This is a genomic window from Vibrio sp. A37 (genome assembly GCF_059777565.1).
Map to the genome: position 1 here is coordinate 82,942 of NZ_JBLNLI010000008.1, position 14,295 is coordinate 97,236.

Genomic DNA, 14,295 nt, shown 5'->3' on the forward strand with positions numbered 1-14,295 from the left:
CCTTTAAAAGCTGTGTCCAAATGTCCCTTCTGTACCGCCATCAGGATATTCAATAAAGTCGGTAGCTGGGATTTCTTCATCAGATGCTGTGCCTTGGGCTGCAGCATGTGCTGCGATATAAGGACTTTTACCCAGCAAGTAATACTGCATATCCGTCGGCTCCATAAACAAATCGGTGGGCAGTACTACGCTTTCTCTATCAATGGCCTTTGCTAATCTCGCAGTGACCAAAATAACCAACTCAGTTTCACCTTTAATATAAGCTGAGCTATTAAATAGCTGCCCTAGAATTGGCAAATCACCCAGTCCAGGAAACTTTCTCGCTGCATCTTTTACGTTTTCACTCAACAATCCGGCAATACCGATAGTCTGACCATCAGCAAGCTCTAAAGTCGATGAAGCGCTCCGGCGTGTTATTGGATAAATTTGATAGCTGGCGTCGCTAATAACATCAATAGATAGAGAAGAAGAAGTGGTAATTTCGCTTACGTCCACAGCCATCTCTAAATTGATATTTTTGTTGCTCAGGATGGTTGGAATAAACGTCAGCCCGACACCGTATTCCTTATACTCAACAGTAACGGTATCGTTATCTTGCGATACTGGTATAGGGAATTCGCCGCCAGCTAACATCTCAGCTTTAGCACCACTTAATGCCGTTAAGTTAGGCTCTGCCAATACTTTTGCAGCTCCTTGTTCCTTTGCCATATCGAGGGCAAGTGACAAGGTATTTCTACTATCAACGAAACCTCCCAGAATTCCATAGTCCGAAGCATCAATAGTAGGTGCACCTAGAGTTGGTGTAATTCCGGATATTGATGAGGCTGTTGAAGCTATCCCTCCACCAAAGTGGTCACCGGTATTAAAAAATGCGATGTTCGCATCAAACTTTCTTATCAAAGATCGCTGAACTTCAGCTACCGTCACTTCAAGCATCACCTGCTGCGATCCTCCCACTGTCATCAAGTTGATGATGCCGGATTTTTGCACATTTTCGCTTATGGACTTAGTTTCTGCAGATGATCCACTCTGAGCTTTTTCTACAGACTGACCTGCTGCGTATGTTTCTGCGACTCTTAGAGCGACATTCATTTTAGATTGGCTGGAAACCATACCGCTTAAAATTAGACGGTTTTGAGAACTGTGAACTTCAATTTTTTCATCTGGCAAAAACTCATAAAGCTTAGATTTCAGGCTATTGAGATCATGTGTCACCTCAATATTGATCGCTTCTATCAAACGCCCGCGATAGTCCCAAGCCATCAAATTCGTTGTGCCCAGTTTCTTACCAATTAAAAACAGCTCATTGGATCTCAGCATTACGAAATCGAGAACTTCAGGATCACCGAGTGAAACACGTTTCGCTTTCCCTGCTAATTGAACATGAGTAGATTTGTGGTGAGGAACTTTTACGACTTTCCCCGTCTGTGTCGATGCCACTGCATAAAAACTGCTTGTCAGTAAGAGGCAAATTAAGATCATTATTCTTTTCATCTTACACCTCATTCCTTCACTCTAATATTCGAAGACTGAGTTCCTTTTATTACAGTGACACTAGGTGCTACGTAACGCTTCCGTGGAACTTCATCTGGTTCATGGGGATTTCTAAGCGCAAGCTGTATTTCACCTTTACTTTTCGCAGTCAGCAGTTTTTCTGCTTCTTTCGGTGAAACTTCTAAGGTAACGGCTCGTACTATGATGGGTTTGTTTTCTTGAGTTTTTGCGGTTTGGTCAACGGCCAAAACTTTGATGTCTTTCAAGACTGTAGATGTCGTAGCGTAACGTTGGTTGTATTTCACCGTACTTAAGATATCGACTTTATTCCCTGGTAGCAGGAAGCCTGCGACACCAATAACATCATTCACTCGAATGGTTACTGCTCGTTTATTTTCTTCAATCAGCGAAGCCAGCGTAGAGCCTTCTCCCGGCACAGTAACTCTTAGCGGGTGCACAATTTCGCCTGGATAAATTACATTGGCAGCCACTTTTCCGACTACTTCATCGGGCAAGCCAAATTGGTTTTCACTTCGCCAGTCTTTTTCCAATAACTTGGTGGTTAAATGTTGATCTTCAAGAATGGTCCCTGCGGGTATTTCTTGCGCAGCAATCACTACTGGTTCCCTTTCAACCACTTCGACTTCTACCTGTGGTTGTACTTGCCTATCCATCCATTGTTTGGCAAAAAATACCGCTCCTAAACCAAATATAATGGATAGCAAGAATAGTAAAATAGCTTGATTTCTACTCATCTTGCTCCTCCTCCTTTTCCATCAGCAGTGAAGTAAACTTCCCATGCTCGAGAGACTATCTCTGGAGTAATAGTAGGAGGTATTTCTTCAAATGCGATAATATCCCGGCTGATACCTATCATGTCTTTAGGCAAGCAGGGATAAAAGCCAACGCTATGCTGGCTATGTAATTCATTTAGTTTGTCAAATACAGATTCTTCAAGACTTAGCTGACGTCCACTGGCTACTTTTTGCCAGAGCGCTTTATATTCATGATCTTTCAGTGGATAAAACTGTATTTTATAACCAAGCCGACGTAAAAATGCCGGGTCTGCAATCGACTCCGGATCCAAGTTACTAGAAAATGCCAAAGTCAAAATGAACGGTATGGTGACTTGCTGACCATTAGGCAGAGCCAAATGATCGAAGAAGTATTCCATTGGAACAATCCAACGGTTGAGCAAAGTATCCACGGGCATTGGCTGACGACCCAAATCGTCAATAATAAAGATGCCGTTGTTTGCCATCATTTGTAACGGCGCAATCCATACCCGATTATGTTCAGTATGATTCACCTCAAGCATATCCATGGTAAGTTCACCACCAACTTGGATACTCGGCCTTTCACAAAGTGCCCAGCGGCGATCAAACTGCTCTTTAAAGACGAAGCTGCCTTCGTCTTCTGGACCAGTTAACCGTTTGTGGTGTTGGGGAGAAAAAACTTTAATGATGTTACCAGCGGCGTAGACCGCATAAGGAATATAAACAGATGTGTTTAGTGAGTTTAGAATTCTCGTTGCAACGAAGGTTTTACCTGTACCTGCGTCACCATAAAGTAAAAGAGCACGTCCTGAATTTATTGCGGGCCCAATCACACCGATTAAACGCTCTGCTCCATATACTTCCTGAAGTGCGTGGGTAACATCGTCTTTGGTTACGACACGAACTCGGACATCCTGTTCTTTCACCATGGCATCATAAGCCGTTAGTGAGACTGGTGCTGGACCTAAATAGGCATCTTTCGTAAATGCCGCATCCGCATCTTGCATTCCAGATTCGGAAAGCCCGTATCGAACTGCACCACCTCCAGAAGGTGCAGAGCCTTGAGATAGAAAGGCATCATGTGAAGCTTGAAACACTTCGACTTTAGATTTTTTTCGCAGGTTTGAAAGCATGTCTTCGATGAGATGGCTATTGATTCCCATAGAGCGTGTGAGCTGTAGAATATCGGATTTGGGGTACGCGGCAAGGTGCTTCAAAAGTAAGTTTTCTAACACGACTTTGGGCACACCCAAATCTTCGAAAGAAGTAGGAACTTTTGGTGCATCCGCTTGCGGTGTTAACTCTTCTCTATGTAATCCTTCCTGATAGGCCGCCGTCATAGAGACTCCTTGTTTTAAAATCCTTGGTGCAATGCCAATCCAATAACTACAACAGGTGCAAAAGGCATCCTTAATTTATTCGCCTTGGCTTTATCCGATCGTAAAGAGTCATTTAAAACAGCTCTATGACCTGATAACAATATAGTGTATTTACTCAATAATATTTTAGCTGAACCTGGCTCTTCAGCATGCCTAATTGCAGCATAGAAGCTTCCAACGATAACAGTAGCGATAGCAATCCAATAGGAAACGATAAGTAGTTGTCCCCAACCGATAACAAAGCCAACAACACCCAATAACTTTACGTCGCCGGGTGCCATTGCTCGTATCAGATAAAACAAAAATGAAAAGCCAAACATGGCTACCGCTCCAATTGAAGCGCTAACTAATAGTGAAACCGAGTGGGGAGAAAGTAGTTTGTCAATCACCGCTAAAGCAATTAAAACCACTAACACTACGTTAGGGATTCTATGTTCCTTTGCATCGAAAACCGCGACCGTTACAAAGCCCAACCATATTAAGTAATAAGTAAGCATCAGAGCTTAGCCAAGTTGGTGGATATGTAATTAGAATAGTGAATCAAATTCAACAGTCAGAATACCGGCCCAACCACCAAAAAAGATTGCTAGACCAGCAGCCAATAATCCAGCTCCGACAACGTACTCAACTGTAGTTAACCCTTCTTCATTACTTAAAAAGGCTTTACATTTATTAGTTATAATAGTCATTACCCGTCCTCCCAAAAAAACTATGTTACCGATCTATATTTAGAGGAGATTTCAAATAATTACTCTTCTAACTTAAACCAGTAACATAAATAGTAGACGGTGAATAAAATTTTGCTTGAAATTAACTAGTAAAGATTGTGGTTAATTGACCTTGAAGTGTAGAACCAAAGGCAGTGAATAAGCCACTAAGTCCAGTAACAAGTAGTCCTGCACCTACAACATATTCAACTACTGTTAAACCTTCTTCATCCTGAATAAATGCTTTAATGTGATGCATAAGTTTTTCCATTTTAGGTCTCCTTCCTTTATAAACGCAATTTCCGTAAATTGCTTACTCTATAATCTAGAATTTTACCCCAGAAATAGTTAGGATTTTTTTAATCACTTCTAGCACTTTCTTGCACTATAAAACACTGTATTAAATATTTTCACTGTAATTTTTATGTCAATTGATAAAATATTGTGCAACCTTAAAATCAAGAAAAACAAATAAATTTATCAATTAAAACCCAGATATCAAGACATTAAGATATTAACTCTTTAGATACACTAACAAAGCAATATTAAATCGCTACTTATTCTTAATTCTAATACTTGACAATTTTGAGCGCAATTTACAATGGGACATTGATCACAAAAAAACAATCAAAATGCAACTAATATCACTCAATCTCATCTTTACTCGCTCGTTCCTTGAGTACTTGCGCTTTAACATGATTCGCCTAACCTAAGTTGAGGAATAAATTCTTTATGGAATAAAGGTCGATGTTTTATGGATGTGCTACATACTGGTCATTGGATAGGGAAATCAATTTCTTACATTCCTAGAGATAGTTTAATCAGTATTGAAAATTATTTTAAGATTATTGAAAGTGGCCATGATGTATCAGTATTAAGTGAGCCAAAAATTGATTTCTGCTTTTTTTACTTTGACAAAAATCAGAATAACCCTCTGTTACTTACCTCAATAAAAATATGCCAGAACTTAAGTAAGTCATTGATTATAATTTATAAAGGTGAGATAGATGAGGAGATCTTAAATCTCGATGTTGTTGTAGAGAGTTTCAATATTGATAATAGTGATATATCTTCATGGGTTGAAAAATTAAGTACAAGTATTCATTATAATTTCACTTCACATCAAGAAGTTATCGAAATTCATAAAAATGAACCTCAACTTTCAAACCAAAACATAAGCAAAAACTTACTTGAAATATTAAGATATATTGAATCAAATCTTGCTAAGACAATAAAAGAAGAAGATATAGCAGAATATTGCCATTATTCTGTAACCTACTTCTCTAAAGTATTTCATAGCTCTGTTGGAATGAGTTTTAGAGATTATTTAACAATGAAAAGAATATCTTTGGCAAAGCAATTACTTATCGATGATAGAAAGTCGAAAATTGCCTTTATCGCCTACCAATGTGGCTATAAAGATGTCTCTTACTTCTCCCGTATTTTTAAGAAGAAAACTGGGGTTAGCCCAGGTCTATTCCGGCAAATACACTAACAAGATCACTCTATTGATCTGTTCAAGATAGCAATCTCTTCCCTGTATCAAAGTCTACTGTTATTGTTAACCATATATTAACATTTAAGGTATTGACCTTTGTTGGTTTACCAAACCTATCAGCATTAGCTTTTTACACGCTAAGTTGCACCACGGAAAGGTTATACTGTCGTAGAATAAATGGAGTTAGTCATGATTCAGCCCAACGAAATCAGTCAATCAAATACAACCTTACCAACCCCTGATCAAATGATACTCAAGTGGGCTGAAGAAAAACCCGATGATGTTTATCTAAAGCAAATAATCAACCGTCAATTTGTCGAATATACCTACGCAGAAGTTGCGGACAAAGCACTGAAGTTTGTCTCTGCTTTAAAAAAACTAGGCGTTCAGCCAGGAGATAAAGTCGCTCTGATTTCCAAAAATTGTGCTGAATGGTTCATATGCGATTTAGCTATGATGCATGGCAACTTCATCAGTGTACCTATTTTCCCGACAGCTGGAGAAGAAACTATTGAATATTGCTTAACTCATAGCGAAAGCAAGATACTTATCGCAGGTAAACTCGATGACTCAGCAGCGACTCAATCGGTACTATCCAAATTAACTAATATCACCAGTATCGCATTGCCTTACGACTCAGCCCCTTCTTGCAACCATACTTTTAATTTGCTCCTTGATGATGCTGAACCTAGTTCTGAGAGAGCAGCACACAGCGATGAAGATATCATGTCACTGGTGTATACATCTGGAACGTCAGGTCTACCGAAAGGAGCCATATTGACCTACGGTGGATTCAATTGGTCGGTTAAACAGTTAGTGGATCATGTAGGTATCGAACCAAATGACAGGCTTTTCTCATATTTGCCATTGGCACATATAACTGAGCGAGTGTATGTATTCGGTACTTCGGCGATGGGTGGAGTGGTTACTGCATTCCCAGAGTCATTAGAGACTTTCATTGAAGATGTGAAGATGCATAGCCCTACTATCTTCATCTCGGTTCCAAGGTTATGGACCCTATTCCAGCAACGTATTCAAGACAAGCTACCTCAAGCGAAGCTAAATATTTTACTCAAAATACCTTTTGTTAATTCTCTAATTAAGAAAAAAATTGCAACCGGACTCGGACTCCATCAAGCGCGCGTTTTAGGCTGTGGTTCAGCGCCAGTCTCACCAGCACTACTTGAATGGTATCACTCCGTCGGACTTAATATCACTGAAGCGTGGGGCATGACGGAGTCTTTTGCATACAGCACGCTTAACTATCCTTTCCGCGCCGATAAAATCGGTTCGGTTGGCAAGCCTGGGCCAGGAATCGATATTAAGATCGCCGAAGATGAAGAAATCTTAGTGCATAGTACCGGCATGTTCTCTGGTTACTATAAAAATGATATTGCCTCGCAAGATTCTTTTGGTAGCGAAGGATGGCTACATACAGGCGATATTGGTTACGTCGATGAAGACGGCTATTTATTTATTCAAGGTAGGAAAAAAGATACCTTCAAAACAGCCAAAGGTAAGTTTGTCGCTCCAGTGCCAATTGAGAAGAAACTGTTTGAATATAGCCGTGTTGAGATGATGTGCTTAATTGGTTTAGGACTTCCAGCACCTATTCTACTTGTTGTCCCTCACGATTTTCCTAACTTTGATCGCAAGCGTTATGAACGAACAACGCATAAAGTGATCGAAAAGATCAATGCCGATCTGGAGTCGCATGCCCAAATTCAGGGTGTTCTCATGATCAAAGAACCATGGAGCATCGAGAACGGAATCCTGACACCTACACTAAAGATCAAACGTCATGTTTTAGAACAGAAATATCATGAAGTGGGTCATGATTGGCCCAAAGATCAATTGGTCGTGTGGGAAGAATAATACGAAGTAGAATTTCTTATCCGAGCGACTAACAGTATCAAGCAATCCATCTCGTGTGCAGTGTGAATACGATGGTTCGAGCTTCGTACTCAAAACAGCACTTTCTGTACAAGTTGCCGCACTCGTTAGAGACTCAGTGCGGTACGTTTCATCGATGAAGGAAAACTTGTACGAATTGAGGAGCAGGTAATCAAGCCAAAATTTAAATACTTTTTTATGCACGCCAAACAGGTATTTTATCGACAGAAAGTTAGTGATTGTCATTCTTGGCTAAAAGGCGAAAAATGCTCAGATCATCGATGCTATCCTATCTAATCAGATACACTAAGCTCTTCCGAAAGTGAATAACTCCGCCAAAGTCAGTTGGATTATAAAAATCCTCTTCAGATACCCATCAATCGTACATTTGCTCTTAAAGTAGCTTGTCGTAACTCCGACCATTTGATTAATTGGTATACCCGAGTCACTGTATGCTTTACAACACGAAAGCCAAAAAACTCAATTTTAAGAAGCATCACCTGTCATCTCTGCTGGTATCTAACTAAGTTAGCCCACTTATATGGAGTAGAGCGCATATTTTAAAAAAAAACTCAAAAAATTTAATATATAATATTTTTAGTGCTACCTTTAAATTGTATAGTTCGCTAAGAGTTCCAAGTGAAATGAGTTAGTTAAAATATTGTCGAATTAAAACTAACTATATAGAAATAAATTAGATTAAAAATCTCCAATCTGTCTTGACTTTTTAATACTAGGATATTCACAACTCAAATCTACATTACATGCTGATGAAAAAACACCAATCAAAATATATATATATTCAATGGAAAGAAATAAAGAGAGATTTAGCTGAAGATAGGCTAATATATATATATGTGCTTGTAACCACTACTGCTTTGTTTTTAATATCAAAATCTTACCCAGTAAAAGCTGCATTAGATTACAACATTTTCACTTACCTACAAACCTTAATTACAATATGTCACGTCTCTTTTTTAGTATGGAGCTTAGCCTATTACATTTATCTTTTTTATAATAAGGAGCCACATCCAACCATAAGATATATTAAAACAATATTTAGTTTTTTCAACCCATTATCAAAAGTATCTAGCTTTATCCTTCTGGTTTTGGCTCTTAATTTAACTTTTTCATGTTACTCCTATTTAAAGTCGATAATACCATATATAAACTCTTTCAAGTACGATTATATATTTTATGAAATAGATAAATTTGTCCACTTTGGCATATCTCCTTGGCAACTGACCCATAGTATTTTTCCCATTTCATTCGCAACATATATGATTAACTTTTTGTACCACCTATGGTTTTTCCTAATGTGGGGGAGCATTCTTTTTTTTATCATTAGGAGAGATCTAAGTCACTTACGGAATCAATATTTACTCACATTTATGACTAGTTGGCTTTTTATAGGAGGTTTCACCGCTACACTGCTTTCTTCTGCTGGCCCCTGTTATATCCACCTCCTTGATATAGAACAAACGCAATATCTTCCGTTAATGGACAGACTTAGGGAGCAGAGTGAAGAGCTTGTTCAATATGGGTGGTTTCCAATTACGGCTTTAGATCTTCAAAATTCTTTATGGCTTAAATACTTAAAAGTAGAAAGTGGCATAGGAGTAGGTATATCTGCAATGCCTAGTATGCATGTATCTGTTGCCGTTTTAATGGCACTAGCAAGCTACCGGTTTAATAGAAAACTTGGTTATATAATGTGGCTCTATATGGCGTTGATTCAAATTGGTTCCGTACATTTGGCATGGCACTACGCTATAGATGGATATGTAAGCATAATTTTAACCATCATTATTTGGAAAATATGTGGGAAATTAACCTCCAAGTTTTCATGATTAATAGATTGTATCCCCGAACATGAGTCCCAGCCTAAATAGGCCACCAGCGCAAGAAGCTCCAACGAAGTCGTTTAAGTCGATATTTTAGTCAAGCTTTACAATTTTTTTTTCAAGGTAGTGAGTCCAACTCGTTAAACGATATAAATAATCCACATTCTAAACAAGTTAGCTTTGGGCGAATCGATACTTTAGCATTTACTTTATATGATATTGACGTATCAAAAGATATGAGAACCTCAATTATATCTACTCGTATTTTTTCCTCTTTGACTTCGCTAAAAATCAAGAGAGCATTTAGCATGGGTAGCATTACAGGCAAAGCCTCAATGGATGATAACCACCTACTGAAGTAGGTGGTTTAGGGCCGAAAACAAAAATAGAGCGCCAAGCGCTCTATTTCTTCTGTTAAATCAATTCCAAAAATATCTGTTTGCTTCTTCGTCAACTTGCCTTTTCGTTAAGCCGACATCTTGATAAAGATGCTCGGGCAATTCTGCTAGCTGCTGGCGAGTTTTGTAGTTTCGATACCAAACTAGAGTCTTCGAGTAGAAATTCTTAATCAAACTATTTAGGTTATCAAGACTCCCACCTTGTCCGTAATGTGTTGAGATTTGCATAGTAAGCTCCTTAACCTGTGTTTGTGTAGTTCAATAATTAACCATTATACTTATCTGTACAAACGATAGATTTTGACAATCAGTTAAGGAAAACTTAAGTGAAGCAAAAAATGCCTCCCTTACAAGGGATGTACTATTTCTACATTGCTGCTGAACAAGGTAGTCTAAAACAGGCAGCAGAAAAGCTGTTTGTTACTCCTGCAGCGATAAGCCAACAAATACGCATACTAGAACAATGGCTTGGCACTGATCTTTTTATTCGTCAGCACCGAAAAATAGTGTTAACCGATGAAGGTGTCGTGCTATTTGATCAAGCAGCGAAAGGGTTTGCCCACTTGCAAGAAGGTATTCGTTTGATTAATAGTGATCCTAATCCAAAGCAGCTCACGGTTTCTTCCTTACCCTCTTTTTCGCAACATTGGCTAATTCCAAGGTTAGGATCTTTTCGTGAAAAACATCCGCAGATCTCGATATTACTTGAACCTTCTAACGACCTTGTTAGCTACCAAAATTCTGCTGTCGATATCTGTATCCGATACGGTGGAGGGGAATACCCTAAACTCGAAAGCCATCTTTTGTTGGAAGATGCTTTGTTTGCCGTTTGTCACCCAATCTATCAGAAAACCCACCAGATCAATGGGTTCACTGATTTGCCTAGAGTTGAACTAATAGAAGATATGTGGCCCGATTTAAACTGGCAGGTATTTTTGCAAACCGTCGGCCAATCTGGAGGCCAGTCGACTATACAATACAGTGGCTCTCACATGGTGTTAGATGGGGCACTTGCTGTACAAGGTGTTGCACTTGTTCGACATTCCCTAGCTGCAAGATACATCTCAGAAGGTAAGCTTGTTGTGATTGGAGACATCGCTCTGCGTCCTAAGTTTCGCTATTACCTTTGTGCACCATCAAGTTATTTTAAGCGTGAAAAAGTTCAGCAATTTAAAAACTGGGTTGAAGTTGAGATAGACCGATTTCAGAAACAATACCCATTAGATATGACAATTCTCGAGGCTGAATTTGAAGGTACAAAGTGCTCTTTAAATTAATACCAATACCATTAATTAAATGAGCAAAATATTTGCGCAAAAAAAACCGTTCAGAACGAGGCAGCGTTTTTATAACTAGTAATTCTCATTACAAGAGGAAGAGTTTACGTTAGCCATTCACTTCCTCAAGGGTGTTGCGATTTATTTGAAGTAGGGGCTCCGTTGGATGCCCTCTCAATAAATACAAGCAAGTCCTTCACTTTTAAAGGTTTAGAGAAAAGATATCCTTGACCTAAAGAGCAACCATATTCTTTCAACCTTTGCTCTTGCTGCTTTGTCTCTATTCCCTCCGCAACAATCTTTGAGGAGTGAGCATGCCCTATCGCTACGATAGCCTTAATGAGCGTATCGCTTTGTACATTGTCTATCATTTTATCAACAAATGATTGGTCAATTTTAATCTCATTTATCGACAAGTTGTATAAGTAGCTCAATGATGAAAAGCCTGTACCAAAATCATCTAAAGAAATCGAAAAACCTGCTTTTCTTAGATCATTTAATATCGGTGTCACAGACTCAAGATCATCTATCAAGACATTTTCTGTTATTTCTAAAGTGATTCTAGAATGGTCTAGTTTTGCGTCGTCGACGATACGAATTAGATCTTCGATAAATCCATTACAAAGTTGGCTGGGAGATAGATTAATCGACAAGCCCAGCTCTGAATTGTGGAAGTTTTGATTAAAATCGCAACATGTTTTCTCAATAACAAATAACCCTACCTGATCAATGATGTCAATTTCTTCTGCTTTTTTAATAAGCTCCAGCGGAGAAACAGACCCGAGACTCGGGTTTTCCCAACGTAATAGTGCTTCGACTGATACGACTTTCTCGCTCTTAAGATCGACTTGTGGTTGATACATCACATACAGTTCATCATTAGCGATCGCTTTTCTTAGCTCTTTCTCCAACAGTAAATCATGCTGTGTTTTTTTCTGTATCTCATCGTCGTAAAAAAGTATCTGGCCTTTATGCCTTGATTTGGCTGTATATAAAGCCGTATCCGCTTTAGAAATGAGTTCGTCTGGCGTTGAGCCATCCTTTGGAAATAGAGATACCCCAATACTGCAACTGATATATATCAATTTTCCGTATACCCAAAATTGTTCTTGTAGCATATCTTTTATTTGATTGGCAATTTGCTGAACTACAATGGGATCAGCGAGCTTTGGAATACAGAATACAAATTCATCCCCCCCAAATCGAGCAACGATATGCTCTCTATCTAAAACATTTCCAAAACGTTCTCCGAGTAAGGTTAGCAATTTGTCGCCACTACGGTGCCCAAGAGAGTCATTCACTTTCTTGAAGTTATCCATATCAACGAACATGATCGTGACCATCTCATTTTTTTCAATCAAATCATTTAAGTACTCTTTCATATGGCGACGGTTTGGTAGCAAGGTTAGACTATCGTGGTGGGCTTGGTAGTGCAATTGATCTCGTGTGTCTTCTAACTCACCGATATTTTTTGCGACCCTTTCTTGCAAGCGTAAAAAACGTTGTCCAACAGCGCGCCCTATAATGAGTGAAAAGGCTGCTAATATCAGCAATACCACGGCACTTATGCTGCCAATCCGCTCCATTTCTCGCTCATTGCTCGCTGTCATACTTTTTGCTCTATGGGCTAAAAAGTTCTCTATTGGATTTAGATAAACCCCTGAACCTATGATCCAATCCCATTCTGGAAAATACTCTACGTAGCTTAGTTTATCCGACGTCGTAGCACCTGAAGGCTGATATGAGGAGAAGTAATTGACGTATCCACCACCACTCTTGGCTTTATTGATCAACTCTTTAATGTAAAGCTTTCCAGACTGATCTTTGACATCGAGTCTTTCAACACCAATCAGACTCTCGTTAGGGTGTACAAGTAACTCACCTTTACTGTTCATAACAAACACATAATCGCCGTTATCAAAGCGGTATTCAGAAATACTATCTAGCAATTTTTTCTTGTCGTCTTTTTCTACATCTTCGACATATTCACCAGTACCAATAAGCCAGTTGTAGGGTTCAAACTTTACAACGTAGCCAATTTTTTCGTATTGGCTTTTGAGATCATCAGGCTTTGGCCACCACCATCGATGATATCCGCTACCTTGAGACTGCGCAATGGTTACTAGATCTTTTATGACTAAGTTCCCCTTAGAGTCTTTGAGGTCAATCAGACTCTTACCCTCTAGGTTGGGAGAAATAGGATGCATCACGTTCACCCCATTAAGATCGTAGATAAAATAATACCCGCGACCTTCATTGTAACGAATGGGACGAATCGCTTCTAAAATGATGTTTTTAGTTAATTCAGAGGCGGATTGGTGGTGAAATTGATATAGGTTCCTCGCAATACTTGCTGCCTCGTTCAGCCTTTCTTTAATATTGCGTTGCAAGTTATTCTCTGTACGTCGCTTTTCTACTTTTATTTGCTCAACAACATTCATAACTCGGTTACGAATAGTGATTTTTTGATTGTCGTAAAAATTATTTCTCAGAGAACGGATGTCTTCTTGGAGAGAGGTTTTGTTTTCTCCTACGATGAGCACGGCTGCAATAAGGATAAACACCGACATAAGCACCAAAGGTAGGTACTTGATCATCCATAGGAGTTTCTTATCATTAAACTCACCCAATCGGCTTCTCCTTGAGCGTGGCGATTAAAATAGTGTTCCTTCTTGTTATTTATCAGACTTAAATTTGGACACCAAGTATTAAGTTGATGGGCGATATCACTCATTTTGACCTTCAAATTGTCACCATTAGAGTTTCTCTTCGAGGAAGTCTCACCCACCTAATTAATTTTAGTATAGTCGAGTAGACGACACCTGTTGGTTCCGTTGAAAAGTGGAAGTGTGATTGATTTATATGTTTATGCGGCAGTTTTTAACATCGCTTCACCAAGGCTTTGTTCTCCCCTATTTCAAATAAATCGCAACACCTTTGAGGAAGTAAATGACTACTGTAAACTCTTCCTCTTGTCGTTTCATTTTTGACAGTGAATGGTATCGTGGGCAAGCCTTCCCTTTTCAACT

At 39.0% G+C, this 14,295-nt stretch carries 12 protein-coding genes; 4 read left to right on the forward strand and 8 right to left on the reverse strand.

Going from position 1 to position 14,295, the window contains the following annotated elements; genetic code table 11:
• Positions 1 to 3 precede the first annotated feature (3 nt).
• From ACM2FC_RS14885 to ACM2FC_RS14910, 6 genes are all read right to left on the reverse strand, one after another.
• Positions 4 to 1,494, reverse strand: a complete 1,491-nt coding sequence (locus ACM2FC_RS14885) for a type II and III secretion system protein family protein (RefSeq protein ID WP_498481750.1) — start codon at positions 1,492 to 1,494, stop codon at positions 4 to 6.
• A gap of 8 nt (positions 1,495 to 1,502) precedes the next feature.
• Positions 1,503 to 2,249: a Flp pilus assembly protein CpaB gene (cpaB, locus tag ACM2FC_RS14890; RefSeq protein WP_498481751.1), complete on the reverse strand. Its 747-nt coding sequence runs from the start codon at positions 2,247 to 2,249 to the stop codon at positions 1,503 to 1,505.
• Positions 2,246 to 3,610 (reverse strand): ATP-binding protein, encoded by a 1,365-nt coding sequence (locus ACM2FC_RS14895; RefSeq protein ID WP_498481752.1) that lies wholly within the window; start codon positions 3,608 to 3,610, stop codon positions 2,246 to 2,248. The genes cpaB and ACM2FC_RS14895 overlap by 4 nt, the downstream gene beginning before the upstream one ends.
• 14 nt (positions 3,611 to 3,624) lie before the next feature.
• Entirely contained in the window at positions 3,625 to 4,146 is a 522-nt protein-coding gene (locus ACM2FC_RS14900; protein ID WP_498481753.1) for a prepilin peptidase, read from the reverse strand.
• A gap of 30 nt (positions 4,147 to 4,176) precedes the next feature.
• Positions 4,177 to 4,338, reverse strand: a complete 162-nt coding sequence (locus tag ACM2FC_RS14905) for a Flp family type IVb pilin (RefSeq protein ID WP_498481754.1) — start codon at positions 4,336 to 4,338, stop codon at positions 4,177 to 4,179.
• A 121-nt stretch (positions 4,339 to 4,459) separates the two neighbouring features.
• On the reverse strand, positions 4,460 to 4,627 hold the full coding sequence (locus ACM2FC_RS14910) for a Flp family type IVb pilin (RefSeq protein ID WP_498481755.1): 168 nt from the start codon (positions 4,625 to 4,627) through the stop codon (positions 4,460 to 4,462).
• Positions 4,628 to 5,110: 483 nt separating this feature from the next.
• On the opposite strand from ACM2FC_RS14910, the gene ACM2FC_RS14915 reads away from it, so the two are divergent.
• The 3 genes from ACM2FC_RS14915 to ACM2FC_RS14925 all read left to right on the forward strand — a co-directional run bounded on the left by ACM2FC_RS14915 (position 5,111) and on the right by ACM2FC_RS14925 (position 9,597).
• On the forward strand, positions 5,111 to 5,851 hold the full coding sequence (locus ACM2FC_RS14915) for a helix-turn-helix domain-containing protein (RefSeq protein WP_498481756.1): 741 nt from the start codon (positions 5,111 to 5,113) through the stop codon (positions 5,849 to 5,851).
• Positions 5,852 to 6,043: 192 nt separating this feature from the next.
• Positions 6,044 to 7,729, forward strand: a complete 1,686-nt coding sequence (locus ACM2FC_RS14920; protein WP_498481757.1) for an AMP-binding protein — start codon at positions 6,044 to 6,046, stop codon at positions 7,727 to 7,729.
• Positions 7,730 to 8,517: 788 nt separating this feature from the next.
• Entirely contained in the window at positions 8,518 to 9,597 is a 1,080-nt protein-coding gene (locus ACM2FC_RS14925; protein WP_498481758.1) for a phosphatase PAP2 family protein, read from the forward strand.
• Positions 9,598 to 10,010: 413 nt separating this feature from the next.
• Here ACM2FC_RS14925 and ACM2FC_RS14930 read toward each other — a convergent pair whose 3' ends face one another.
• Positions 10,011 to 10,217: a DUF1127 domain-containing protein gene (locus ACM2FC_RS14930; protein ID WP_498481759.1), complete on the reverse strand. Its 207-nt coding sequence runs from the start codon at positions 10,215 to 10,217 to the stop codon at positions 10,011 to 10,013.
• A 98-nt stretch (positions 10,218 to 10,315) separates the two neighbouring features.
• Here ACM2FC_RS14930 and ACM2FC_RS14935 point away from each other — a divergent pair, with 98 nt between their 5' ends.
• Positions 10,316 to 11,266 carry a LysR substrate-binding domain-containing protein gene (locus ACM2FC_RS14935; RefSeq protein WP_498481760.1) on the forward strand — a complete coding sequence of 317 codons (951 nt, stop codon included), beginning with the start codon at positions 10,316 to 10,318 and terminating at the stop codon, positions 11,264 to 11,266.
• Positions 11,267 to 11,391: 125 nt separating this feature from the next.
• On the opposite strand, the gene ACM2FC_RS14940 is transcribed toward ACM2FC_RS14935, so the two are convergent.
• Positions 11,392 to 13,896, reverse strand: coding sequence for a bifunctional diguanylate cyclase/phosphodiesterase (locus ACM2FC_RS14940; RefSeq protein WP_498481761.1), 2,505 nt, complete (start codon positions 13,894 to 13,896; stop codon positions 11,392 to 11,394).
• Positions 13,897 to 14,295 lie beyond the last annotated feature (399 nt).

Coding starts and splice junctions, on each gene's coding strand:
- ACM2FC_RS14930 (WP_498481759.1), bottom strand. CDS start 10,217: ATGCAAATCTCAACACATTACGGACAAGGTGGGAGTCTTGATAACCTA.
- ACM2FC_RS14900 (WP_498481753.1), bottom strand. CDS start 4,146: ATGCTTACTTATTACTTAATATGGTTGGGCTTTGTAACGGTCGCGGTT.
- cpaB (WP_498481751.1), bottom strand. CDS start 2,249: ATGAGTAGAAATCAAGCTATTTTACTATTCTTGCTATCCATTATATTT.
- ACM2FC_RS14915 (WP_498481756.1), top strand. CDS start 5,111: ATGGATGTGCTACATACTGGTCATTGGATAGGGAAATCAATTTCTTAC.
- ACM2FC_RS14925 (WP_498481758.1), top strand. CDS start 8,518: ATGAAAAAACACCAATCAAAATATATATATATTCAATGGAAAGAAATA.
- ACM2FC_RS14885 (WP_498481750.1), bottom strand. CDS start 1,494: ATGAAAAGAATAATGATCTTAATTTGCCTCTTACTGACAAGCAGTTTT.
- ACM2FC_RS14895 (WP_498481752.1), bottom strand. CDS start 3,610: ATGACGGCGGCCTATCAGGAAGGATTACATAGAGAAGAGTTAACACCG.
- ACM2FC_RS14910 (WP_498481755.1), bottom strand. CDS start 4,627: ATGGAAAAACTTATGCATCACATTAAAGCATTTATTCAGGATGAAGAA.
- ACM2FC_RS14905 (WP_498481754.1), bottom strand. CDS start 4,338: ATGACTATTATAACTAATAAATGTAAAGCCTTTTTAAGTAATGAAGAA.
- ACM2FC_RS14920 (WP_498481757.1), top strand. CDS start 6,044: ATGATTCAGCCCAACGAAATCAGTCAATCAAATACAACCTTACCAACC.